General features: G+C 72.7%; 14 protein-coding genes and 3 pseudogenes. 8 read left to right on the top strand and 9 right to left on the bottom strand.

Features of this window, described 5'->3' with window-relative positions; genetic code table 11:
• A partial coding sequence (locus tag CCN29_RS35595) for a DUF2510 domain-containing protein (protein WP_442538237.1) occupies nt 1-324 on the bottom strand: 324 nt, incomplete at its 3' end.
• 285 nt (nt 325-609) lie between these two features.
• On the opposite strand from CCN29_RS35595, the pseudogene CCN29_RS05055 reads away from it, so the two are divergent.
• Nucleotides 610-3,287, top strand: a pseudogene (locus tag CCN29_RS05055) (ATP-binding protein).
• An 88-nt stretch (nt 3,288-3,375) separates the two neighbouring features.
• Here the strand turns inward: CCN29_RS05055 and CCN29_RS05050 are convergent.
• On the bottom strand, nt 3,376-4,386 hold the full coding sequence (locus CCN29_RS05050) for a DUF3048 domain-containing protein (protein WP_086680235.1): 1,011 nt from the start codon (nt 4,384-4,386) through the stop codon (nt 3,376-3,378).
• Nucleotides 4,387-4,610: 224 nt separating this feature from the next.
• Here CCN29_RS05050 and CCN29_RS05045 point away from each other — a divergent pair, with 224 nt between their 5' ends.
• The gene (locus tag CCN29_RS05045; protein ID WP_006129891.1) at nt 4,611-5,801 is read left to right on the top strand and encodes a zinc-dependent alcohol dehydrogenase; all 1,191 of its coding nucleotides are present in this window, start codon (nt 4,611-4,613) and stop codon (nt 5,799-5,801) included.
• Between the two features lie 34 nt (nt 5,802-5,835).
• Here CCN29_RS05045 and CCN29_RS05040 read toward each other — a convergent pair whose 3' ends face one another.
• The gene (locus CCN29_RS05040) at nt 5,836-6,903 is read right to left on the bottom strand and encodes an ATP-dependent DNA ligase (protein WP_086680233.1); all 1,068 of its coding nucleotides are present in this window, start codon (nt 6,901-6,903) and stop codon (nt 5,836-5,838) included.
• A 126-nt stretch (nt 6,904-7,029) separates the two neighbouring features.
• Between CCN29_RS05040 and ligD the strand changes: the two genes are divergently transcribed.
• Entirely contained in the window at nt 7,030-8,052 is a 1,023-nt protein-coding gene (gene ligD / locus CCN29_RS05035) for a non-homologous end-joining DNA ligase (protein WP_031022645.1), read from the top strand.
• A 31-nt stretch (nt 8,053-8,083) separates the two neighbouring features.
• Here ligD and CCN29_RS05030 read toward each other — a convergent pair whose 3' ends face one another.
• Together CCN29_RS05030 and CCN29_RS05025 are read right to left on the bottom strand one after the other, a co-directional pair.
• A complete protein-coding gene (locus CCN29_RS05030; protein WP_086680231.1) occupies nt 8,084-10,273 on the bottom strand; it encodes an OmpL47-type beta-barrel domain-containing protein in 2,190 nt (729 codons plus the stop codon).
• 14 nt (nt 10,274-10,287) lie between these two features.
• On the bottom strand, nt 10,288-12,714 hold the full coding sequence (locus CCN29_RS05025; RefSeq protein ID WP_086680229.1) for a ThuA domain-containing protein: 2,427 nt from the start codon (nt 12,712-12,714) through the stop codon (nt 10,288-10,290).
• A gap of 282 nt (nt 12,715-12,996) precedes the next feature.
• Between CCN29_RS05025 and CCN29_RS05020 the strand changes: the two genes are divergently transcribed.
• The 4 genes from CCN29_RS05020 (at nt 12,997) to CCN29_RS05005 (ending at nt 16,428) form a co-directional block, all read left to right on the top strand.
• The gene (locus tag CCN29_RS05020; RefSeq protein ID WP_006129896.1) at nt 12,997-13,986 is read left to right on the top strand and encodes a multicopper oxidase domain-containing protein; all 990 of its coding nucleotides are present in this window, start codon (nt 12,997-12,999) and stop codon (nt 13,984-13,986) included.
• 87 nt (nt 13,987-14,073) lie between these two features.
• The gene (locus CCN29_RS05015) at nt 14,074-15,114 is read left to right on the top strand and encodes a LacI family DNA-binding transcriptional regulator (RefSeq protein ID WP_006129897.1); all 1,041 of its coding nucleotides are present in this window, start codon (nt 14,074-14,076) and stop codon (nt 15,112-15,114) included.
• Between the two features lie 110 nt (nt 15,115-15,224).
• Nucleotides 15,225-16,019, top strand: coding sequence for a VOC family protein (locus CCN29_RS05010; RefSeq protein ID WP_086680227.1), 795 nt, complete (start codon nt 15,225-15,227; stop codon nt 16,017-16,019).
• A 160-nt stretch (nt 16,020-16,179) separates the two neighbouring features.
• Nucleotides 16,180-16,428 carry a WhiB family transcriptional regulator gene (locus tag CCN29_RS05005; RefSeq protein WP_006129899.1) on the top strand — a complete coding sequence of 83 codons (249 nt, stop codon included), beginning with the start codon at nt 16,180-16,182 and terminating at the stop codon, nt 16,426-16,428.
• Nucleotides 16,429-16,445: 17 nt separating this feature from the next.
• Here the strand turns inward: CCN29_RS05005 and CCN29_RS05000 are convergent, their stop codons facing one another.
• The 4 genes and pseudogenes from CCN29_RS05000 to CCN29_RS04985 form a co-directional block, all read right to left on the bottom strand.
• Nucleotides 16,446-17,420, bottom strand: coding sequence for an acyl-ACP desaturase (locus tag CCN29_RS05000; protein ID WP_006129900.1), 975 nt, complete (start codon nt 17,418-17,420; stop codon nt 16,446-16,448).
• Nucleotides 17,421-17,577: 157 nt separating this feature from the next.
• Nucleotides 17,578-18,354, bottom strand: a complete 777-nt coding sequence (gene ddaH, locus CCN29_RS04995; protein ID WP_006129901.1) for a dimethylargininase — start codon at nt 18,352-18,354, stop codon at nt 17,578-17,580.
• 155 nt (nt 18,355-18,509) lie between these two features.
• Entirely contained in the window at nt 18,510-20,774 is a 2,265-nt protein-coding gene (locus CCN29_RS04990) for an ATP-binding cassette domain-containing protein (RefSeq protein WP_086680225.1), read from the bottom strand.
• Nucleotides 20,775-20,784: 10 nt separating this feature from the next.
• Nucleotides 20,785-22,342, bottom strand: a pseudogene (locus CCN29_RS04985) (ABC-F family ATP-binding cassette domain-containing protein).
• A 322-nt stretch (nt 22,343-22,664) separates the two neighbouring features.
• Here CCN29_RS04985 and CCN29_RS04980 point away from each other — a divergent pair.
• Nucleotides 22,665-22,775 (top strand): annotated as a pseudogene (locus tag CCN29_RS04980) (GPP34 family phosphoprotein); the annotation flags it as partial.

The following is a 22,775-nucleotide window of genomic DNA, read 5'->3' as shown; positions in this document are numbered from 1 at the left end:
CCCGGGCCCCGCGGGGCCCTGCCCCGAAGCTGTCCCGCTCGCGTCGGCCTCGTCCCCGGGCTCACCGCCCACGCCGGATCGGCTCGCGTCGGCCCGCCCCGAGGCGACCGGCCCCGAGGCGACCGGCTCCGCGGAGGGCAGCCCCGTATCTGCCGGCCCCCCCGGCGCGTCCTGCGCACCCTGCGCGCCCCGAGTCGCCGGATCCGTATCCGTCCTGCGGATCCGGGCCGTCCAGGCCGTGCCGTCCCACCACCGTTCGGTGGGTGGGGCGTCCTGCGTCTGTCCGGGGTCGGGGTACCACCCGGGGGGAGTCACCTGCGTCATGCCCCCACCGTATGAGGCGTCGGTGAAAGACGGATGAGAGAGTCCGCGGCCGTACCGGAGCCGCGCCCTCCGCGCACCGGCGACACCCGGGGCACCCCGTGTCAACGGGTCCGAAGGGGACAGCCGTTGACCGACAGGGCCCTGGTGAGGGGCGGGCCGCGTCGACCCGCGGCACCCGGTGTCACTCGTCACGGCAACACGTGGCCCGAGCGGGCTCCGCTCGGCCGGGCGGGGGACTACGCTCGGGTCCGGTACGTCATTCGGGCGACTCGGGGAGGCAGCAGGATGACGGAGGTACGGCCGCCGGCGGCACCCTCGGCCGCCCTGTGGGAGCGCGACGAGGAACTCGCCGCCATAGCGGAGGCCGTCGACGTCCTGTGCGCCGACCGTCACTCGCCCGGCACCCTGCTGGTGCTGCGCGGCGAGGCGGGTCTCGGCAAGACGGCCCTCCTCGCCGAGACCCGCCGCATCGCCGAACAGCGCGGTTGCACCGTCTGGTCCGCCCGCGGCGGCGAGACCCTGCGCACCGTGCCGTTCAACGTGGTCCGCCAACTCCTGCAGCCCGCCCTGGTGTCGATGCTGCCGGAAGAGGCCCGCGAGTACCTGGGCGACTGGTACGGCATCGCCGGTCCCGCCCTCGGTATAGCCGACCCCGGCGACGGACAGGCGGACCCGCAGGGGGTGTGCGAGGGCCTGGTCGCCGCCGTGCGCCGGCTGGCCCGCCGGGACTGGCCGCTGGTGCTGCTCATCGACGACGCCCACTGGGCTGACCAGGAGACCCTGTACTGGCTCGCCGCGTTCGCCGAGCGCCTCGCCGACCTGTCGGTGCTGGTCGTGGTCGCCCGCCGCCCCGGCGAGATCACCGGCGTGAGCGCCCGTCACCTGGACGCCGTCGCCGAAGCGGCCGGCCGTCCCGTCACCAGCCTCAGCGCCCTCACCCCGAGGCGGCGGCCGGACTGACCCGCGCCACGCTCGGCGAGACCGCGGACGCCGCGTTCTGCCGCGAGGTGTGGGCCGTCACCGGCGGCAACCCGTACGAGACCGTCGAACTCCTCGCCAAGGTGCAGGACAGCGAGCTGGAACCGGTCGAGGCGCACGCCGGCGAACTGCGCGAACTGAACCGCTCCGCCCGCGGCGGCGGCCTCGTCGCCCGGCTGGAGGAACTCGGCATAGACGCCACCCGGTTCGCCTGGGCGGCCGCCATCCTCGGCGACGGCATCACCGTCGGCCTGGTGGCCCAGCTCGCCACCCTCGGCCACGAGGAAGCGGTCCGCTGCGCCGAACGCCTGCGCGGCGCCCGCATCCTGACGGTGCGGGACCCGGCGTCCGCCGGACCGGACGAGCTGGAGTTCGTGCACCCGCTGATCGAGACCGCCGTCTACAACTCCATCCCGGACGCGCTGCGCCGCGCCATGCACGGCATCGCGGCCCGTATCGTCACCGACTCCGGGCGCGGCGCCGCGGCGGCCGCCCGCCATCTCCTCGAGGTGCACCCGGACGACGACGAGGAACTGGTCTGGCAGCTGCGCGAGGCCGCCCGCGAACACCTCGCCGTCGGCGCCCCGGACGCCGCCCGCCGCTGCCTGGAACGCGCCCTGGAGGAACCGCCCCGCCCCGAGGTGCACGCGCACGTCCTGCACGAACTGGGCAGCGCCACCTTCCTCACCGCGCCCGCCCGCACCATCGGCCATCTGCGCACCGCCCTCGGCATGCCCGGACTGGACGGCGACCGGCGTGTGGACGCCGTGATCCGCCTCTCCCAGGCCCTCCTGCACAACGACCAGATGGAGGAGGCCGTCCGCACGGTCGAGGCGGAGGCCGCCCGGATGCCCGCCGGACCCACCCGGATGCGGCTCCAGGCCGTGCAGTTCATGTGGGAGGGCGTGCACGCCGGCGAGTCCCTCACCCCCGGCCGCTCCGAACGCCTCGCCCAACTCGCCGCCACCTGCACCGGCCGCGACAACGCCGAGCGCGCCCTGCTCATCCTGCGCGGCTTCGACGCGATGATGCGCGGCGAGAACGCCGAGGAGATCGTCGAGATCTGCGACCGCGCCCTGGTCAACGGCCGTCTCGCGCCCGGACTCGGCTGGACGGACAACGAGTGGGGCGTCGAACTGCTGCTGATGCTGGCCAGCTCCTACGCCTACACCGACCGTCTCGACCGCGCCGAGGCCCTCTACAGCGAGGCCCTCCAGGCGTACGACACGGCGGGCTGGGGCGGCGGCCACCTGGTCCTCGCCCACGCCTACGTCGGACTCGCCCACCGCAGGCGCGGCAGACTGGAGGCGGCGGAGAACTCCCTGCGCGAGTCGCTGCGCCTCGCCGAACGCGTCGGCCGCGGGCTGCCGTTGTACTGGACGGCCACCTGCAACCTGGTCGACACACTGCTCGCCCGGGGCCATGTCGACGAGGCGTGGGCCACGGCCGAACGGCACGGCTTCGCACCGCCCTACCCGTCCACCGTCGTGCTGCCCGACCCGCGCTCGGTGCGCGGCCGGCTGCTGCTCGCGGTGGGCCGCACCAAGGAGGGCGTCAACGAACTGGAGGCCGCGGAGAAGGCCGCCGCCGCGCGCGGCCACCACCACCCGGTGCACGTCTTCGCCGCCGCCGACCTGGCCCGCGCTCTCGCCACCGAGGATCCGGCCCGCGCGGCCCGGCTCGCCGTCGACCTCCGCCGCCGCGCCGAACGCCTCGGCACGGACACGGCGATAGGGGAGGCCCTGCGGGTGGCGGCCGCCCTGGAGACCGGCCAGCGCGCGGTGCGCCTCGCCGGCCAGGCGGTCACCTACCTGGAGTCGTCGCCCTGCCAGTACGAACACGCCGCCGCCCGCATCGAGTACGGCGTGCTCGCCCGCTCCGCGCCCGACCTGGAGCGGGGCGTGGCACTGGCCCGCTCGTGCGGCGCGGACGGCCTGGTGGAACGCGCCCGCACGGAACTGGCCACGGGCGTCGGCCTCCCGTAACCGTCCGGAACCCCCGGCCCTCGGTCACGCGCGCCCGACCGGGACGCCCCGCACCCCGCGACCGCCGCCCGCCCGCTGACCGGGAGGTTCAGCGTGCCGAATGCAGCAGCACCCACACCGGCCCCGGCGCGACGTTCACCGGGTCGCCCTCCGGCGACACGAGCGACGTGCCGTCCTCGGCGGCCGGGCGGCTCCAGGACGCCGGGTAGGCGCGCCCGTCGCGCAGTACCGTCGCCTTCCCCGACCCCACCGTCTCCGTGTACGGCGTGTTGTTGCCGAGGAAGTCGCGGAAACCGGAGCGGCGGACGGTGACGTCCTGGACGACCACCGTGGCCGCCGTCAGCCGGTCGCCGTCCCGGGTGGTCGCGGGGGAGCCGTCCATCGACACCTGCCAGCGCCCGTCGGCGTCCGACCAGGTGAAGGTGAAGCGGGCCGCCGGGAAGCGCACGGTGACCTCGTCCTCGGGTGTCCCGCCGGAGGGTGCGGGACCCTCACGGAGGCCGGTCGTCGCCGCGCCCTCGCCGGGCGGGCCGTCGAGGACCCGGTCCGGGCGCAGGTACAGGTTGTGCGGGGCCGCCCGCGCGGGGTCCCGGGTGAAGGCGCCGGCCTCCGACTCAGGGTCCACCGGGGTGAGCGGCGCCTCGTCGATCAGCGGCAGCAGCTTGCTCTGGGCGCCGGAGAAGGCGAGCAGCGGCTCGTCGAACTGGCGCAGCAGTTCGAGGTCGGACTCCCGGGCGCTGCGCACCGGCCCCACCGACTCCGGCAGCCGGGTGGCGTACACCGCCATCAGCCGGCTCAGCCCGCCCTCGACCTGCTCGACGTAGACCACGTCGGCCGCGTCGAGCCCGGACTGCGGCCGGGCCTCGGGCGCGTTGTCGATCTTCACGGCGAGGACGGGCGGAGGCCCCTGCCCGTCCGCGTCCCGCGTCGCCGCCGGGGACTCCCGGGGTCCGCGCCCGTCGTCGCCGGACCCGCCCGACGTGCAGCCCGCCGCCAGTCCGCCCGCCAGCAGCGTGGCAAGCAGGGCGGCCGACAGCGCCCCGGCCCTCCTGCCGCCGCGCCGTCGCGGCGCCCCTCGTTCCGTGCCCACCGTCGCCACCGGCCGTCCTCATTCATCATTCATCCGCTGTTTCGATTGTGCGCTTGTCCGATCGTCTACGCGCCTGCCGGACGGGACGGGATTCCGCGCGGTGGAGTCCGCCGATCGGCCCAGTGACCGACGGTTCGGCGTCCGGCGCCTCGGGTACCCGGACGCAACCGCACGGGCGGCGCACGGGCCCGCACGGCGGGACACACCGGCCGGCACGGAGGGAGCAGGCGGCGATGAAGGCACTGACCTGGCAGGGGAAGCGGGACGTACGGGTCGAGACCGTCCCGGATCCCAGGATCGAGGAGCCGACCGACGCGGTCATCCGCGTCACCTCCACCGGACTGTGCGGATCCGACCTGCACCTGTACGAGGTGCTCACCCCCTTCATGACCCCCGGCGACATCCTCGGCCACGAGCCGATGGGCATCGTGGAAGAGGTCGGCGCGGCCGTCCCCGACCTCCAGGTCGGCGACCGGGTCGTGGTGCCCTTCCAGATCGCCTGCGGCAACTGCTGGATGTGCCTGACCGGCCTGCCCACCCAGTGCGAGACCACCCAGGTCACCGCCGAGGGCATGGGCGCGGCCCTGTTCGGCTACACCCGGCTGTACGGCGCGGTGCCCGGCGCCCAGGCCGAGTACCTGCGGGTGCCGCAGGCCCAGTACGGTCCGATCAAGGTGCCGGAGGGCCCGGCGGACGACCGCTTCGTCTACCTCTCCGACGTGCTGCCCACCGCCTGGCAGGCCGTCGCCTACGCCGAGGTCCCGCAGGGCGGCAGCGTCGCGGTGCTCGGCCTCGGCCCCATCGGCGACATGGCCTGCCGGATCGCGCAGGTCAAGGGCGCCGGACGGGTGTTCGGCGTCGACCTGGTCCCCGAACGGCTGCGCCGGGCCAAGGCACGCGGCGTGGAGACCTTCGACCTGCGCTCCTTCGACGACGAGAAGGAACTCGTCGAGGCGATCCGCGACCAGACCGACGGCCGCGGCCCCGACGCCGTGATCGACGCCGTCGGCACCGAGGCGCACGGCAGCGCGGCGGCCCGCATGGTGCAGAACGCCTCGGCGCTGCTGCCCCGCAAGATCAGCGGCCCGATGGCCGAACGCTTCAGCGTGGACCGGCTCGCCGCCCTCTACACCGCCATCGACCTGGTCCGCCGCGGCGGCACCATCTCGCTCTCCGGCGTCTACGGCGGCATGGCCGACCCGATGCCGATGCTCACCCTGTTCGACAAGCAGATCCAGATGCGCATGGGCCAGGCCAACGTGCGCCGCTGGAGCGACGAGATCATCCCCTACCTCACCGACGAGGACCCCCTGGGCGTCGACGACTTCGCCACCCACCGCGTCACGCTCGACGAGGCCCCCGAGGCGTACGACATGTTCCAGAAGAAGCGGGACGGCGCGGTCAAGGTACTGATCAAGCCCTGACGGCCGGCCGGGAACGCCCCGCGGGCCGCCACGCTCACGGCGCGCCGAGGATCTCCGCGAGGTCGTAGCGGACGGGCTCCTCCAGCTGCGCGTACGTGCAGCTCTCCGGGGTGCGGTCGGGGCGCCAGCGGCGGAAACGGGCGGTGTGCCGGAAGCGCTGCCCGTTCTCCATGTGGTCGTACGCGACCTCCGCCACCCGCTCCGGCCGCAGCGGCACCCATGACAGGTCCTTCTTGCCCGTCCAGCGGCTCGGCGCGCCCGGCAGCCGCGCCGTTCCGTGCGCCGCCTCGTCCGCCCAGGCCGCCCACGGATGGTCCGACACGTCCTCCAGCCGCAGCGGCTCCAGTTCCTCCACCAGCTCCGCACGCCGCTTCATGGAGAACGCGGCCGACACCCCGACGTGCTGGAGCGCGCCGCCCGCGTCGTACAGGCCCAGCAGCAGCGAGCCCACCACCGGGCCGCTCTTGTGCAGCCGGTACCCGGCGACCACCACGTCCGCCGTGCGCTCGTGCTTGATCTTGTACATGGCCCGCTCGTCCTGCCGGTACCGCAGGTCGAGCGGCTTGGCCACCACCCCGTCCAGACCCGCGCCCTCGTACTGCTCGAACCAGCCCTGCGCCACCTCGACGTCCGTGGTGGCCGGCGCCACGTGCACCGGCGGGGTGACGTCCCGCAGCGCCCGCACGAGCAGCCGCCTCCGGTCGGACAGCGGCACGTCCAGCAGCGACTCGTCCGCCAGCGCCAGCAGGTCGAACGCGACGAAGGAGGCCGGGGTGCGCTCGGCCAGCGTCCGTACCCGGGAGTCCGCCGGGTGGATGCGCTCGCTCAGCGCGTCGAAGTCGAGGTGCCCCTCGCGGGCGATGACGATCTCCCCGTCCACCACGCACCGCTCGGGCAGCCGCTCCCGCAGGGCCTCGGCCAGCTCCGGGAAGTAGCGGGTGAGCGGCTTGCCGGTACGGCTGCCCAGCTCCACCTCGTCCCCGTCGCGGAACACGATCGCCCGGAAGCCGTCCCACTTCGCCTCGTACTGCATGCCCGGCGGGATTTTCGCCACCGACTTGGCGAGCATCGGCTTGACGGGCGGCATCACCGGGAGGTCCATGGCTCGACTGTAAGGACGGAGGCGGCGGTCCGCGCATCGAAGGCGCGGCCTGGCGCCACATGACATGGCCCGCGGGGTGGGCGCGCCCGGTGTGCGGGGCCCGGCTGCCGGCCCTACCGTGGCCGCATGGGCGATGCGGTGGAACTGGAGGTCGGCGGCCGGACGGTACGGCTGTCCAGCCCGGACAAGGTCTTCTTCCCGGAGCGCGGCCACACCAAGCTGGACGTCGCCCGCTACTACCAGGCGGTCGCCCCCGGCATCCTGCGCGCCCTGCGCGAGCGCCCCACCACCCTCCAGCGCTACCCGGACGGCATCGAGGGCGAGTGGTTCTACCAGAAGCGCGCGCCCAAGAGCATGCCCGACTGGATCCCCACCGCCCACATCACCTTCCCCAGCGGGCGCAGCGCCGACGAGATGTGCCCCACCGAGGAGGCCGCCGTGGTGTGGGCGGCCCAGTACGGCACGCTGGTCTTCCACCCCTGGCCGGTGCGCCGCTCGGACGTCGACCACCCCGACGAACTGCGCATCGACCTCGACCCGCAGCCCGGCACCGACTACGACGACGCCGCCCGCGCGGCCCACGAACTGCGCGCCGTCCTCGACGCGTACGGGCTGCGCGGCTGGCCCAAGACCTCCGGCGGCCGCGGGCTGCACGTCTTCGTGCCGATCGAGCCCCGCTGGACCTTCACCCAGGTCCGCCGCGCCGCCATCGCCGTCGGCCGGGAGCTGGAACGCCGGATGCCCGAGCAGGTGACCATCAAGTGGTGGAAGGAGGAGCGCGGCGAGCGCATCTTCGTCGACTACAACCAGACCGCCCGCGACCGCACCATCGCCTCCGCCTACTCGGTGCGGCCCCGCCCGCACGCCCCCGTCTCCGCGCCGCTGCGCTGGGACGAGGTGGGCGTCGCCCACCCGGAGGACTTCGACATCACGACGATGCCCGCGCGCTTCGCCGAACTCGGCGACGTGCACGCGGACATGGACGACCACTCCTTCTCGCTGGAGCCCCTGCTGGAGCTGGCCCGCCGCGACGAGCACGACCACGGGCTCGGCGACCTGCCCTACCCGCCCGAGTACCCGAAGATGCCGGGCGAGCCCAGCCGGGTGCAGCCGAGCCGGGCCAGGAAACCGAAACCCTCGGCGTCCTGACCCGGCTCGTCGTCTCAGCGGACGGCCGCCGCTACAGATCCTTGATCCGCACGTCCCGGTAGGAGATGACGTCCGTCGTGCTGTGCACCTGGAGCCCGATGTAGCCGGCGGCGAACCGCCGCCCGTCCGTGCCCGGGTCGTCCGAGCGCGGCGGGGAGAAGTCCAGGCCGCCGATGTTGTCGAACTCGTTGATCAGCACGCCGTTGCGGTAGACCTCGTAGTGCTGGTCCACCACCCGGATCTCGTAGTCGTTCCAGGTGCCCTTCTGCGTCACGCCCGCGCCGGCCAGGCCCACCCGGTCGAAGCCGTACACCGAGCCCGTCTTGTACATGTCGCCGGTGGGCGAGTCGAACACCTGCACCTCGTGGCCGTACTTGATCGCCGCCCACTCCGGCCGGGGCTCCTCCGGGTGGTCGTGGATCTGCGGGAACCGCACGAACACACCGCCGTTGGCGTTCGCGGTGCCCGGGGCGTCGTCACGCCACTGGAGCTTCAGCGAGAAGTCGCCGTACGTGCGCTCCGGGAACCACAGCATGCCGAGCCCGCCCCGGCTGGTGCCCGAGGTGATCGACCCGTCCGGGTTCAGGCTGAACGAGCCGCCGCCCACCTGCTCCCACCTGGCGAACGACGCCTCGGTGCCGTCCAGGATGGAGCGGTACCCCTCGGTCTGGCCGGGCGTGCCGATGCCGGACTGCCGGGCCGCCTTGTTGATCGCCCGGTACTCCCGCTTGTCGATCACCCCTTCCTTCCTCAGCGCGTCCAGCACGGTCGTGACGTGCTTCAGGAACAGCGCCTGCGAGGTCCACTCCTTCTCGTCCTCGATCAGCTCGCCGATCCGGCACCGGTTGTTGGTCACCCGGTTCGGCACGCCCGAGTCGACGGTGCCGACGATCACCGTCAGCCGCTCGTCGTACTCGGGGCAGTTGGGCGCGGGCACTCCGCCGGACGCCACCACCGTGAAGCTCACCGTGAGCGGCTCGGAGGTGTTGCCGGCCTCGTCGGAGGCCCGGTAGGCGACCGTGTGCCGGCCCGCCCGGTCGACCACCACGGGCGCGGTGTAGGCCAGGTACGGCCCGCCGTCGAGGGAGTACTCGATGCCGGCGACACCGGACCCGCCGTGCCCGTCGTCGGCGCTGACGGTCACCGTGGCGCGGCCGACGTAGGCGCCGTCGGAGTTCTTGGTGCCGTCCACGGTCACGCCGGTCGCCGGCGGGGTGGTGTCCTGCGGGGGAGCGGCGACGACCGTGAACTCCACGCTCTTCTCCGCCGCGACGTTGCCCGCCTTGTCGGTGGCCCGGTAGCGGACGGTGTGCGTGCCCGCCTCGTGCACCATCACCGGACCGGCGTACGGCTGCCAGGCGCCGTCCGCGCCGAGCGCGTACTCGATGGTGTTGACGCCGGAGCCGGTGTCGGACGCGGTGACGGTGACCGTCGCCATGTCGATGTAGTGACCGTCGGCGTTCTTCTCGCCGTCCACGGTCGCCGAGGTCTCCGGCGGCGTGGAGTCGTCCGTCGGCGGGGCGACGACGGTGAACGCGACGCTCTGCTCCTGCGACACGTTGCCGGCCTTGTCCAGGGCGCGGTAGCGGACGGTGTGCGCGCCGATCTGGTCGACCACCACCGGGGAGGTGTACGGCTGCCAGGCGTCGTCGTCACCGAGCGCGTACTCGATCCGGTCGACGCCCGAGCCCTCGTCGGTGGCCGAGAGGGCGACGGTCGCGGCGCCCACGTACTCGCCCTTGTCGTTCTGCGTGCCGGTCACCTTCGCCGTGGCCTCGGGCGCGGTGGTGTCCTCGCCGCCGCCCTCGGTGACCGTCAGGATGCCCTGCATCTGGCCGTGGCCGGGGATGGTGCAGTGGTAGAAGTACCGGCCCGGGGTGAGCGTCACCTCCGCGGTGTGCCGGCCGCCCTGTGCGTCGGCCGGGTTGGCCAGGATGTTGAGCTGGACGTCGTTGTTGAACTCGGGGTCGGAGGTGACGAACGTCAGGGTGTGCGGCATGCCGGTGGTGTTGCCGGTGGCCGCGCTGTTCTCGAAGACGATCGTCGCCGGACCGGCCACCGCGGTGGCCGGCGCGGACGCGTACTCGGTGATGCCGTCACCGGCGGTCCAGGTCAGCACCTGCGCCGCCGCGCCCGCGTCCTCGGCCTTGGGCTGTCCGGCCGCGGGCAGCGCCTGCAGGCCGAGCACCGTCATCAGGCAGGCCAGCAGAACGGCCCACATTCCTGGTCGACGTATCACTGCGTCCCCCTCGCCAGCTGGCCGGCGGCCGGGGTGGGCCCGCCGCCCGTGTAGGTGACCCGCCACAGCGCGGACTTGGCGTCGGAGGTGAAGAACCCGCGTCCGTAGTCCAGCACGTACAGCGCGCCGTCCGGGCCGAACGACCAGCCCATCAGGTTCTTGATGCCGTCGTTGCCGATCGGCACGATCTTCTTCAGGGACTCCGAGTGCACCGGCAGACCGCCGTCGCCCTGTGTCCTCGGGTCCATCAGGACGGCGTTGCGCGGCTGATCGGAGTCGTAGAAGTCGCCGACGAACCACTTGCCGTCCCAGTACGCCGGCCACTTGACGTCACTGGAGTTCGTGCCGTCGTAGCGGTAGACCGGCCCGTTCATCGCGGCCTGCCCGCCGCCCTTGAGCCAGGGCAGCTTGTACGTCGCCTCGTCCTGCTTGTAGGACGGGACGCCGTTCGCGTCGCGCGGGAAGTCCGGGGCGCCGCCCTGGGGCGAGTACCAGATGTTGTTGCCGGTCACCGGCGGCAGGTTGACCAGGCCGTCGTTGTTCGGCGACTCGTTCTTCGGGTGGTCGCAGTCGTACCAGCCGAGCGGCTTGGACGGGTCGGGCAGATTGCGGTCCCGGTAGGGCTGCTCGTTGCCCATGCAGTACGGCCAGCCGCGGTTGGACGCCTTGGTGATGACGGCGAACGTGTCGTACTTGGCCGGGCCCCAGGTCGTCGACGGGGCGCCGGCGTCCGGGCCGACCCAGCCCGCGTAGAGGATGTCGGTCTTCTTGTCCACGGAGATGCGCGCGGGGTTGCGCACGCCCATCACGTAGATCTCGCCGCGGGTCTTGCCGCCGCCCTCGTCGGTCTCCTTGCCGGTGAACAGGTTGCCCTCGGGGAGGGTGTACGTGCCGTCCGGCTCGGGGTGGATGCGCAGGATCTTGCCGTTGAGGTTGTTGGTGTTGCCGGCGGTGCGGCGCGCGTCGGCGAAGGACACGCCCTTGTAGTTGGGCTGCGGGTTGTTGCCCGAGTAACCGTCGCTGAAGCCGCTGGAGTTGTTGTCACCGGTGGCGATGTACAGGTTGCCCTTGGAGTCCCAGGCCATCCCGCCGCCCGCGTGGCAGCAGCTGTGGATCTGCACCGGCCACTTCAGCAGCACCTTCTCGCTGGCCAGGTCCAGCTTGTTGGTGGCGAGGTCGAGCGTGAAGCGGGAGACCCGCCGCTCGGCCATGCGCTTGTCGCGGTCGATCCCGGAGTGCGGGGTGTAGTGCAGGTACACCCACCCGTTCTCCTCGAACCCCGGGTCGAGCTCGATGCCGAGCAGACCCTCCTCGACCTTGACGAGTTCGTCGCCGCCGCCCTTGTTGCCGAAGACGGTGAGCGCGCCGGCGAGGGTGACCTCCTTGGTCTTCGGGTCGTAGACGTGGATCTCGCCCTTGCCCTTGCCGATGTCGGGGTTGTTCCAGTCGGTGACGACCGGCTGGGAGGCGTCGGCGCCGCCCCGGCCGATGTAGAACACCCGCCCGTCGGGCGCGGTGACCAGGCCGTGCGGCTCGCCGATCTGGTCGTTCTGCCCCGGCTGGTTGGGCCGGGTGAGCCGCTCCGCCTTGTAGTTGCCGGTGATGGTCGCCTTGCAGTCGGCCCGCACCAGGCGGGTGGTCCACAGCAGGGCGCCGCGCAGGTGCTCGCGGAAGTCCGTCTCGTCGTAGGACGACACCGTGCCGCCCATGCCGGTGTAGAAGGAGCGGCCGCCGTCGTAGTCACGGCACCAGCTGACCGGGTGGTCCCAGCCGTTGGCGCCCGTTCCGGGTCGGTACGTCGACTCGCGGACCCTGGCGACCGTGTGGACCTCGCCGGAGGGGTTCTTGGCCCAGTTCAGCCATTTGTCGGGCCGCTTCCACTCCATCGGCAGGCTCTTGGTCGCCGGGTGCACCCGGTCGCCGACCTCCACGGTCGCCCGCTGCACGGTGGGCTGACCGGCGGCGGGCCGGGCGCCGATCAGACCGGTGAACCAGTCCGAGTACGGCTCGGCGCGGGCCGCGTCGTGCAGGCCGACGAACCCGCCGCCGGCCTCCATGTACGCCTCCAGGCCCGCTTCCTGCTCCGGGTCGAGGACGTCCCCGCCGCCGGTGAGGAACACGACCGTGTTGAAGCGGCTCAGCTTCTTGTCGTTGGTGAAGACCGAGGCGTCGCCGGTGGCGGTGACCGTGAAGCGCTGGTTCTCCGGGCCGGTCTGCCCGATCCGCTCGATCGCCGCGATCCCGGCGTTCACCAGCGGCGACTCCTCGCCGCCGGCCGCCGAGCCGTAGAACAGCAGCACACGTACGTTCGCGCCGCCGGGCGGCGACTTGATGGACATCGTTGTCAGGGACGGATCCGGGGCCGGGCGCGCGCTGGCGGCGGGACCCGACAGCAGGCCGGCGGCGACGGCGCCGGCGGCCACGGTGGCGGCCCAGGCGCGTCGTCTCGTTCTCGTCCTTCGTGCGTTCGAGGTGCTCGTCGTGTTCAACCCGCGTATGCCCGCGGGTTCGTGATGCGATGTGGACCGCACGTGGCCACCCACCCCTCCTCGGTCGCAGCAACAGCGACAAGGAAGCTAGACCTCTTTGCGCCAGACGCCAATACCTATCGCAGCAATGAAACGAACTTTGTCCTGAGTGTGGATAAACCACGGGGCGGCCGCTACGGTTTCACAGGTTCATGACAGCCACATGGGGAGTTCGGCATGGACAGACGCGGTTTCAACCGGCGAGTGATCCTGGGCGGCGCCGCGGTGGCGACGACATCGTTGTCGACCGCATCCGGGGCCGCGAACGCCGCCACCACGGCGCGGACCGCACCCGCCGGCGGCGAGGTGCGCCGGATCAAGATGTACGCCGAACGCCTGCCCGGCGGGCAGATGGGCTACGGCTTCGAGAAGGGCAAGGCCACCGTCCCCGGCCCGCTGATCGAGCTCAACGAGGGCGACACCCTGCACATCGAGTTCGAGAACACCATGGACGTCCCGGTCAGCCTGCACGTCCACGGCGTCGACTACGAGATCTCCAGCGACGGCACCCAGCAGAACAAGAGCGACGTCGAGCCCGGCGGCACCCGCACCTACACCTGGCGCACCCACAAGCCGGGGCAGCGCGCGGACGGCACCTGGCGGGCGGGCAGCGCGGGCTACTGGCACTACCACGACCACGTGGTCGGCACCGTGCACGGCACCGGCGGCATCCGCAACGGCCTCTACGGGCCGGTGATCGTCCGCCGCAAGGGCGACATCCTGCCGGACGCCACCCACACCATCGTCTTCAACGACATGACGATCAACAACAAGCCGCCCCACACCGGTCCCGACGTCGAGGCCACCGTGGGCGACCGGGTCGAGATCGTCATGATCACGCACGGCGAGTACTACCACACGTTCCACATGCACGGTCACCGCTGGGCCGACAACCGCACCGGCATCCTCACCGGCCCCGACGACCCCTCCCGGGTCGTCGACACCAAGATCTGCGGCCCCGCCGAGTCCTTCGGGTTCCAGATCATCGCCGGGGAGGGGGTCGGCGCGGGCGCCTGGATGTACCACTGTCACGTCCAGAGCCACTCCGACATGGGCATGGTCGGCCTGTTCCTGGTGAAGAAGCCCGACGGCACCATCCCCGGCTACGACCCGCACGAGCACGCCCACACCGCAGCCTCCGGGGAGCAGTCCGGGCACGCGCACTGACGGACGGCCCGCCGCGGCGAGAGCGCTCTCGCCGCCGGGCCCGTCGGGGCTATCCTTTCGGCCAACCGCCAGGTGAGGAGCCCCGAAGTGAGCGAGACAGCGCCACGACCCACGCTGGAGGCCGTGGCCGCGCGGGCCGGGGTCTCCCGGGCCACGGTGTCCCGTGTGGTCAACGGCTCCGACGGAGTGCGCGAACCCCTGGCCGAACGCGTCCGACGAGCGGTGGACGAACTCGGCTACGTCCCCAACCAGGCCGCCCGCAGCCTCGTCACCCGGCGCCACGACGCCGTCGCCGTCATCGTGGCCGAACCGGAGACCCGGGTCTTCGCCGACCCCTTCTTCGCCCGGCAGCTGCGCGGCATCAGCAAGGAACTGACCGCCCACGACAACCAGCTCGTCCTGCTGCTCACCGAGGACCGCGACGACCACGCGCGCGTCGCCCGCTACCTGGCCGGCGGCCACGTCGACGGCGCCCTGGTGTTCTCCCTGCACGTCGACGACCCGCTGCCCGGACTGATCCAGCGCGCCGGACTGCCCACCGTGTTCGGCGGCCGGCCGCACTGGAACGGCGGCGAGGACGGCGTCCGGTACGTCGACACCGACAACCGGGGCGGCGCCCGCGACGCCGTCCGCCATCTCCTCGCCCTCGGCCGCCGCCGGATCGCGCACATCACCGGCGCCCTCGACCAGACCTCGGCGGTGGACCGGCTCGACGGCTTCCGCGACGTCATGGCCGACCCCGACCCGGCGCTGGTCGAGGAGGGCGACTTCACCGCCGCGAGCGGCGAGCGGGCCATGCGCGCACTGCTCACCCGCCGCGCCGACCTGGACGCGGTCTTCGCCGGGAACGACCTGATGGCGGCGGGCGCCCTGCGGGCACTGCGCGACCACGGCCGGCGCGTGCCCGAGGACGTCGCCGTGGTCGGCTTCGACGACATGCTGCCGATCGCCGAACAGACCGAACCCCCGCTCACCACGGTCCGTCAGGACATTGAGGAGATGGGCCGCCTGATGGCCCGCCTGCTGCTGCGCGACCTCGACCGCGGAGCCGAACCGGACCAGGCCGGCGACCCCGCGGCGTCCGGGGTGGTGCTGCCGGTCACCCTGGTCCGCCGGGCCTCCGCCTGAACCCCGGTCCCCGATCGGCCGCGAGCCGTCCGGGTGCCGTCCGGGCGAGCGCCCGCGGGGAGTGGAAGACTCGGCGGAGCAGGCGACGGGACTCCCCTTCAGGAGGCACCATGCTCACCACCCGCTTCGTCGACGGCGCGCCCTGCTGGATCGACGTGGCCACGCCCGACCCCGACGGCACCGCGTCCTTCTACCGCGAGCTGTTCGGCTGGTCGTACCGCAACGCGGGACCCGAGGGCGGCGGCTACGGCTTCCTCGAGCGGGCGGGCCGGATCGTCGCGGGCTGCGCGCCCCTCACCGGCGGCCAGGACCCGGCCGCCTGGACGGTGTACTTCCGCAGCGCCGACGCCGACGCCACCGCCGACGCGGTCCGCAGCGCCAGGGGGAGCGTGCCGGCGCCGCCGGTCTCCGTGGGGGAGCAGGGCCGCTCGGCGGTCCTCGCCGACCCGATGGGCGCCGCCTTCGGCGTGTGGCAGCCCGGACGGCGCGAAGGACTGGAGGCGGCCGGCCAGGCGGGCTGCCTCTGCTGGGCCGAGCTGTACACCCCGGACATCGCCAGCGCCGCCGCCTTCTACCACAAGGTCCTCGGCTGGGAGACCTCCGCGGTGAGCTTCCCCGGCGGCGTCTACACGTCCTTCAGCCCGCGGGACACCGGGGAGGAGGGCGCGTTCGGCGGGATGGTGCCGCTCGCCGACGACCCCGTCGAGGCGGAGGAGAGCCGGCCGCACTGGCTGCCGTACATCGGCGCCGAGGACCCGGACGCCGTGGTCGCGCGCGCCGCCGAGCTGGGCGGCCGGGTGCGGATGCCCGCCACCTCGGTCCCCGGGGTGGGCCGGCTGGCCCGCCTGGAGGACCCGTACGGCGCGCGCTTCGCGGTGCTCAGGGGCGACCCGCGCGAGACCTGACGAGCGGCCCCGGTCCGGCGCGCCGCCGTGCGCGACCGGACCGCCGGGCGTCATCATCGTGCCCGCCGCGCGGGCTCCGCCGGGCCCGGGCAGCCGTCCGGGGCCCGGCGTTGATGCCGCGTTGATCGAACGTTTTTCCCGCTCGGGCACGCTTCCGGCCATGCACACCGACACGTTGACGCCGCCCGACCTCTCCTGGCAGGAGGAGGCGCTGTGCGCGCAGACCGGGGGAGACTTCTTCTTCCCCGAGCCCGGCAGCTCGGTCCGTGAGGCCAAGCGCATCTGCGGCCTGTGCCCGATCCGCGCCGCCTGCCTCGAGTACGCCCTCACCCACGACATGCGCTTCGGCGTGTGGGGCGGCCTGTCGGAGAAGGAGCGCCACGAACTGCGGCGCGCCGGACGCCGTTAGAGCCGCCCCGGCCGGAATCAGCCGGCGGCGCGGGCCGCCATCCGGGCCTTGCGCGCGGCGAGCTTCTCGTCGAACTTGCGCGCCTCGGCGTCCAGTCCGCCGAGGAACATCCCCAGCTCCTCCTGCGCCTTGAGTCCCTCCGGGCCCAGCCCGTCGATCTCCATGATCTTCAGGAAGCGCAGCACCGGCTGGAGCACGTCGTCGTGGTGGATGCGCATGTTGTAGACCTCGCCGATCGCCATCTGGGCGGCCGCGCGCTCGAAGCCGGGGATGCCGTGGCCGGGCATGCGGAAGTTGACCACCACGTCGCGGACCGCCTGCATCGTCAGGTCCGGGGCCAGCTCGAACGCCGCCTTCAGCAGGTTCCGGTAGAACACCATGTGCAGGTTCTCGTCGGTCGCGATGCGGGCCAGCATGCGGTCGCAGACCGGGTCGCCGGACTGATGGCCGGTGTTGCGGTGCGAGATGCGGGTGGCCAGCTCCTGGAAGGCCACGTAGGCGACCGAGTGCAGCATCGAGTGCCGGTTGTCCGACTCGAAGCCCTCGCTCATGTGCGCCATGCGGAACTGCTCCAGCTTGTCCGGGTCCACGGCGCGCGAGGCGAGCAGGTAGTCGCGCATCACGATGCCGTGCCGGCCCTCCTCGGCGGTCCAGCGGTGCACCCAGGTGCCCCAGGCGCCGTCCCGGCCGAACAGCGAGGCGATCTCGTGGTGGTAGCTGGGGAGGTTGTCCTCCGTCAGCAGGTTCACCACGAGCGCGATGCGGCCGACCTCGGTGACCTTCGACTGCTCCTTGTCCCAGGCCTCGCCGTCCTCGAAGAAGCCGGGGAAGTTGCGCCCGTCACTCCACGGCACGTACTCGTGCGGCATCCAGTCCTTGGCGACCTTCAGATGCCGGTCGAGTTCCTTCTCGACCACTTCCTCCAGCGCGTACAGCAGCCGGGCGTCGGTCCAGACGGAGGGGCTGCCGATGTGGGCAGGAGTGAGTGTCACGGTGGCTCCAGGGGGACGGGGACATGCGGACGTGCCGGCGAGCGGTGCCGGACAACCTACGGCATCGTAGGCTACGTACCCGTAGGTTACGTAGCCGTAGGCTAAGGGCACCGTAAAAGGCCGCTGATCAGCGCCGGTCCCCGGGGCGGGCCGCCGGTCAGGCGTACAGGTCCCGCAGCCGCACCGACAGACAGGTCACACAGCCCTCGAGCTTCTCGAACTCGCCGATGTCCACCGGCACCGGCTCGTACCCCAGGTCCGCGAACAGCTCCGCCGTCTTCGGCGCGCTCGCCGCCATCAGCAGCTTGTCGCCGCCGAGGCACACCACGTGCGCCCCGGACGGCTCCGGCACCGGCAGGAACCTCGGGAACAGCGACGGGGCGTCCATGTGCGGGATGTGCCCGACGACCGTCCCGTCGGGCAGCGCGGTGACCGCCGACTTCAGATGCAGCACCTTGGCGACCGGCACAGCGACGACCCGCGCCCCCAGCGGCTCGAACGCGGCCCGCACCTGCTGCACCCCGGCCGCGTTGGTACGCCCGCCGCGGCCCACGTACACCGTGTCGCCGGTCTTCAGGACGTCGCCGCCGTCCAGCGTGCCGGGCTCCCACACCCAGTTCACCGAGCAGCCCAGGGACGCCACGGCCTCCTCGACCCCGAGGGTCTCCGCACGCCGGGACTCCGCGCCGGAGCGGGCGATCAGTGCCACGTTGCGGAACATCACCACCGTGTCCTCCACGAACACGGAGTCCGGGCAGTCGTCGGCCGGGGCCACCTCGACGGTCTCCCAGCCGTGCGCCCGCAGCGCCTCCGTGTACGCCTCCCACTGCCGCACGGCGAGGTCGACGTCCACCTCCTCCCGTTCGACGTGGGTCACCAGCCCCTCGGCGAGACAGGGCGCGGGACGGCGGACGAGGGCCTTCTTGCTGGGCACGGGTTCGCCTTTCGGGTCGTACGTGCTGGTGGACGGGGCGTCTGGGCCCGCGCGGGGCCGGCCGCGGCCCCGGCGCAGCCATCATGCAACCCGCCGCCGTACGGGACCACCCCGGGCCCCCGGGTCACGCCGGGACGTACCCCGGGCGGCCCGGTTCAGCCCACGGCCCGCCGCAGATGCTCCCCGGTGAACGACCCCGGCGCGTTCAGCAGCTCGGCCGGCGTGCCCTCGAACAGCACCCGGCCGCCGTCCCGTCCGCCGCCCGGACCCAGGTCGATCACCCGGTCCGCGTGCGCCACCACCGCCAGGTTGTGCTCGACCACCACCACCGTGTTGCCCGCGTCGACCAGCCGGTCCAGCAGGGCGAGCAGCCCGTCCACGTCCGCCATGTGCAGCCCGGTCGTCGGCTCGTCCAGCACGAACACCGCGCCGTCCCGGTGCAGCCGCGTGGCCAGCTTCAGCCGCTGCCGCTCCCCGCCGGACAGGGTGGACAGCGGCTGGCCCAGCGTGAGGTAGGTGAGGCCGACGTCCCGCAGGGCGCGCAGCCGCCGCCGTACGCCCGGGTCGTCGAAGAAGTCCAGCGCCTCGCCCGCCGTCATCTCCAGCACGTCGGCGACCGAGCGCCCGCCGACGGTCAGCCGCAGCACCTCCTCGCCGAACCGGCGCCCCTCGCAGTCCGGGCAGGTGGTGGTCACCGGGTCCATGAACGCCAGGTCGGTGTAAAGGATGCCCCGCCCGCCGCAGGTCTCGCACGCGCCGGTGGAGTTGAAGCTGAACAGCCCCGGCTCCGCGCCCGTCTCCCGCGCGAAGATCTTCCGCACGGTGTCCATGACCCCGAGGTACGTCGCCGGGGTGGACCGCCCGGAGATGCCGATGGCCGACTGGTCGACCACCACCGCGTCGGGGTGCGCGCCGGTGAACTCGGCGACCAGCGTGCTCTTCCCGGACCCCGCCACCCCGGTCACCGCGGTCAGCACCCCGGCCGCGAAGCACACGGTGACGTCCCGCAGGTTGTGCCGGTCCGCGCCCTTCACCCACAACTCGCCGTTCGGCCGCCGTACCTGGGTCTTCACCTCGGTACGCCGGCCGAGGCAGCGTCCCGTCAGGGTGCCGGAGGCGGCCAGCTCCGGCGGCGTCCCCTCGAAGACGACCGTGCCGCCCTCGGCGCCCCCGCCGGGACCCATGTCGACGACGTGGTCCGCCAGCGCGATGACGTCCGGATCGTGCTCGACGACCAGCACGGTGTTGCCCTTGTCCCGCAGCCGCAGCAGCAGTTCGCCCAGCCGGTGCACGTCACGCGGATGCAGCCCGACGCTCGGCTCGTCGAACACGTACGTCATCCCGGACAGGCTGGAGCCCAGGTGCCGTACGGTCTTCAGGCGCTGGCCCTCGCCGCCGGAGAGCGTGGACGTCTCCCGGTCGAGGGAGAGGTAGCCGAGGCCGATGCGGTCGATCCGTTCCAGCGCGGCGACGGCCGCCGCGGCTACCGGCCCGGCCACCGGGTCGTCGATCTTCCGCAGCACCGGGATCAGGTCGCACACCTGCATCGCCGACAGGTCGGCGATGCTCCTGCCGTCGATCAGGGAGGCCAGCGCCGCCCGGTTCAGCCGGGCGCCGCCGCAGTCGGGGCAGACGCCCTCGGTGAGGAAGCCCCGCACCAGGTCACGGGTCTTCTGGCTCATCCCCTCCAGGTCCCGCTTGAGATACAGCCGTTCGAACCGGTCGGCCAGCCCTTCGTAGTCCGTGGTCCAGGTGCCGCCCGTGCCCTGCACGGTGACCTTGCTGCCGGGCCGCCCCCGCATCAGGAACTTCCGCTCGGCGGGCGTGAAGTGACGCACCGGCTTGTGCGGGTCGAGGTCCTCGTTGTTGGTGTACGCCTGCCCCTGCCAGGTGCCCGGCGCGAACGGCGGGAACCGGACCGCGCCCTCGGCGAGGGAGCGGTCCGGGTCGAGGATGCGGTCCCAGTCCGGCCGCACGGTCCGGCCCAGCCCGTCGCAGCCGGGACACATGCCCGACGGGTCGTTGAACGAGTACGCGGTCGCCGGGCCCGCGCTTGGGACGCCGTGCCGGGAGTACAGCACCCGCAGCACCGAGTGCACGTCCGTCATCGTGCCCACCGTCGACCGGGAGTGGCCGCCCACCGGACGCTGGTCGACGACGATCACCGGGGTCAGGTGCTCCAGCGCCCGCGCGTGCGGCCGCTCGTACTTCGGCAGCCGGTTGCGCACGAACCAGGAGTACGTCTCGTTCAGCTGCCGCTGCGACTCGACCGCGATCGTGTCGAACACGACCGACGACTTGCCCGATCCCGAGACGCCGGTGAACACGGTCAGCCGGCCTTTCGGGATGCGGAGCGAGACGTCCTTGAGATTGTTCTCCGTGGCCCCGGTGATGGTGATGAAGGCGTCCTGCTGGGTCATGCCGCCGACGCTAGGCGGTAAACCCGACAGCTTCTGGCGTGATTTCCTTCAGCTCTCCTCCTTCCATCATCAGCCAGCGGGTGATGCCGATCGACTCCAGGAACGGCAGGTCGTGACTGGCCACGACCAGCGCCCCCTCGAACGACTCCAGCGCCGTGGTGAGCTGGCGGACGCTCGCCATGTCGAGGTTGTTCGTCGGCTCGTCCAGCATCAGCAGCTGCGGCGCGGGCTCCGCCAGCATCAGCGCCGCCAGGGTCGCCCGGAACCGCTCGCCGCCGGACAGCGTGGCCGCCTGCTGGTCGGCGCGGGCCCCCCGGAACAGGAAGCGTGCCAGCCGCGCCCGGATCCGGTTGTTGGTGGCGCCCGGCGCGAACCGCGCCACGTTCTCCGCCACCGTCAGCTCCGGGTCGAGGACGTCCAGCCGCTGCGGCAGGAACCGCAGCGGGACGTGCGCCGTCGCCTCGCCCGACACCGGGGGCAGCTCCCCGGCGACCGTGCGCAGCAGCGTCGTCTTCCCGGCGCCGTTGCGCCCGATCAGCGCCACCCGCTCCGGGCCCCGCAGGTCGAGGCTCTTCACCCGGGCGCCGTACGCCGGCTCCAGGTCCATCAGCGTGAGGACCTGACGCCCCGGCGGCACGGCGGTGTACGGCAGGTCGACGCGGATCTCGTCGTCGTCCCGCACCGCCTCCACCGCGTCGTCGAGCCGCTCCCTGGCCTCGGCGAGCTTCTCCTCGTGCATGATGCGGTGCTTGCCGGCGGACTCCTGCGCCGCGCGCTTGCGCGCACCCATGACGATCTTCGGCTCACGCTTCTGGTCCCACATCTTCTGGCCGTACCGCTTGCGGCGGGCCAGCTTGACCTGCGCGTCGGCCAGTTCGCGCTTCTGCTTGCGCAGATCGGCCTCGGCGACGCGCACCATGCGCTCCGCCGCCTCCTGCTCCACGGCCAGGGCCTCCTCGTACGCGGTGAAGTTGCCGCCGTACCAGGTGATCCCGCCCGGGCGCAGGTCGGCGATCTGGTCCACCAGGTCGAGCAGTTCCCGGTCGTGGCTCACCACGATCAGGACGCCCTGCCAGCTCTCGACGGCCGCGTACAGCAGTCTGCGGGCGAACAGGTCGAGGTTGTTGGTGGGTTCGTCGAGCAGCAGCACGTCGGGACGGCTCAGCAGCAGCGCGGCCAGCCGCAGCATGACCGACTCGCCGCCGGACACCTCGCCGACGGTGCGGTCCAGGCCGATGTGGCCGAGACCGAGCTCGCCGAGCGTGACCAGGGCGCGCTCCTCGACGTCCCAGTCGTCGCCCACGGTCTCGAAGTGCTCCTCCGCCACGTCGCCCGCCTCGATGGCGTGCAGCGCGGCGCGCTTGGCCGCGATGCCGAGGGCCTCGTCGACCCGCAGCGCGGTGTCGAGCGTGACGGTCTGCGGCAGCCGGCCCACCTCGCCGGACACCTTGACGGAGCCCTCCGTGGGGGTGAGCTCGCCGGCGATCAGCTTGAGCAGGGTCGACTTGCCCGAGCCGTTGNNCGGGCCAGGTGAAGGACAGGGAGTGGCAGGTGAGAGAAGCTGACATGCGGGCCTCCGCGGTTGCAAGGGGCGATCAGGGGCACACGCGTATCGAGACACCGCGGGACGACGACCGGCAGCCGGGGAGGAGATCCGTGGCATGAGAAAAGCCCTGTTGCGGAGGGACCGCAAGGACGGCTCGAACGCCGAGGTCGCACGCAGCGCACACACCTGACCGGTGTGAGGCGGTGTCTCAGAACCTCAGACGAGCAACGTCCTTCTCCCATCGACGGCAACAGAACCGACAACGACGGTACGCGCGGTCGCTGCGGCCGTCAACGCGATTCCCGGACATCGTGGACCCCGTGTCCCCGCACCGAGGAGGCCTCGTGCCCAACGGCCCGCTCTCCCTGCCGGCCCGCCTGTGCCTGCTGGCCTGGGACCTCGACCCCACCCGGGCCGCGCCCGTGGTGCGGGCCGGCGCCCTGGCCGATCTCGCG

It is taken from the genome of Streptomyces pseudogriseolus (assembly GCA_002154585.1).
Classification (GTDB): Bacteria; Actinomycetota; Actinomycetes; order Streptomycetales; family Streptomycetaceae; genus Streptomyces; species Streptomyces pseudogriseolus.
Note: the sequence above shows the minus strand (reverse complement) of the source record. Positions and strands in the feature narration are given on the sequence as shown.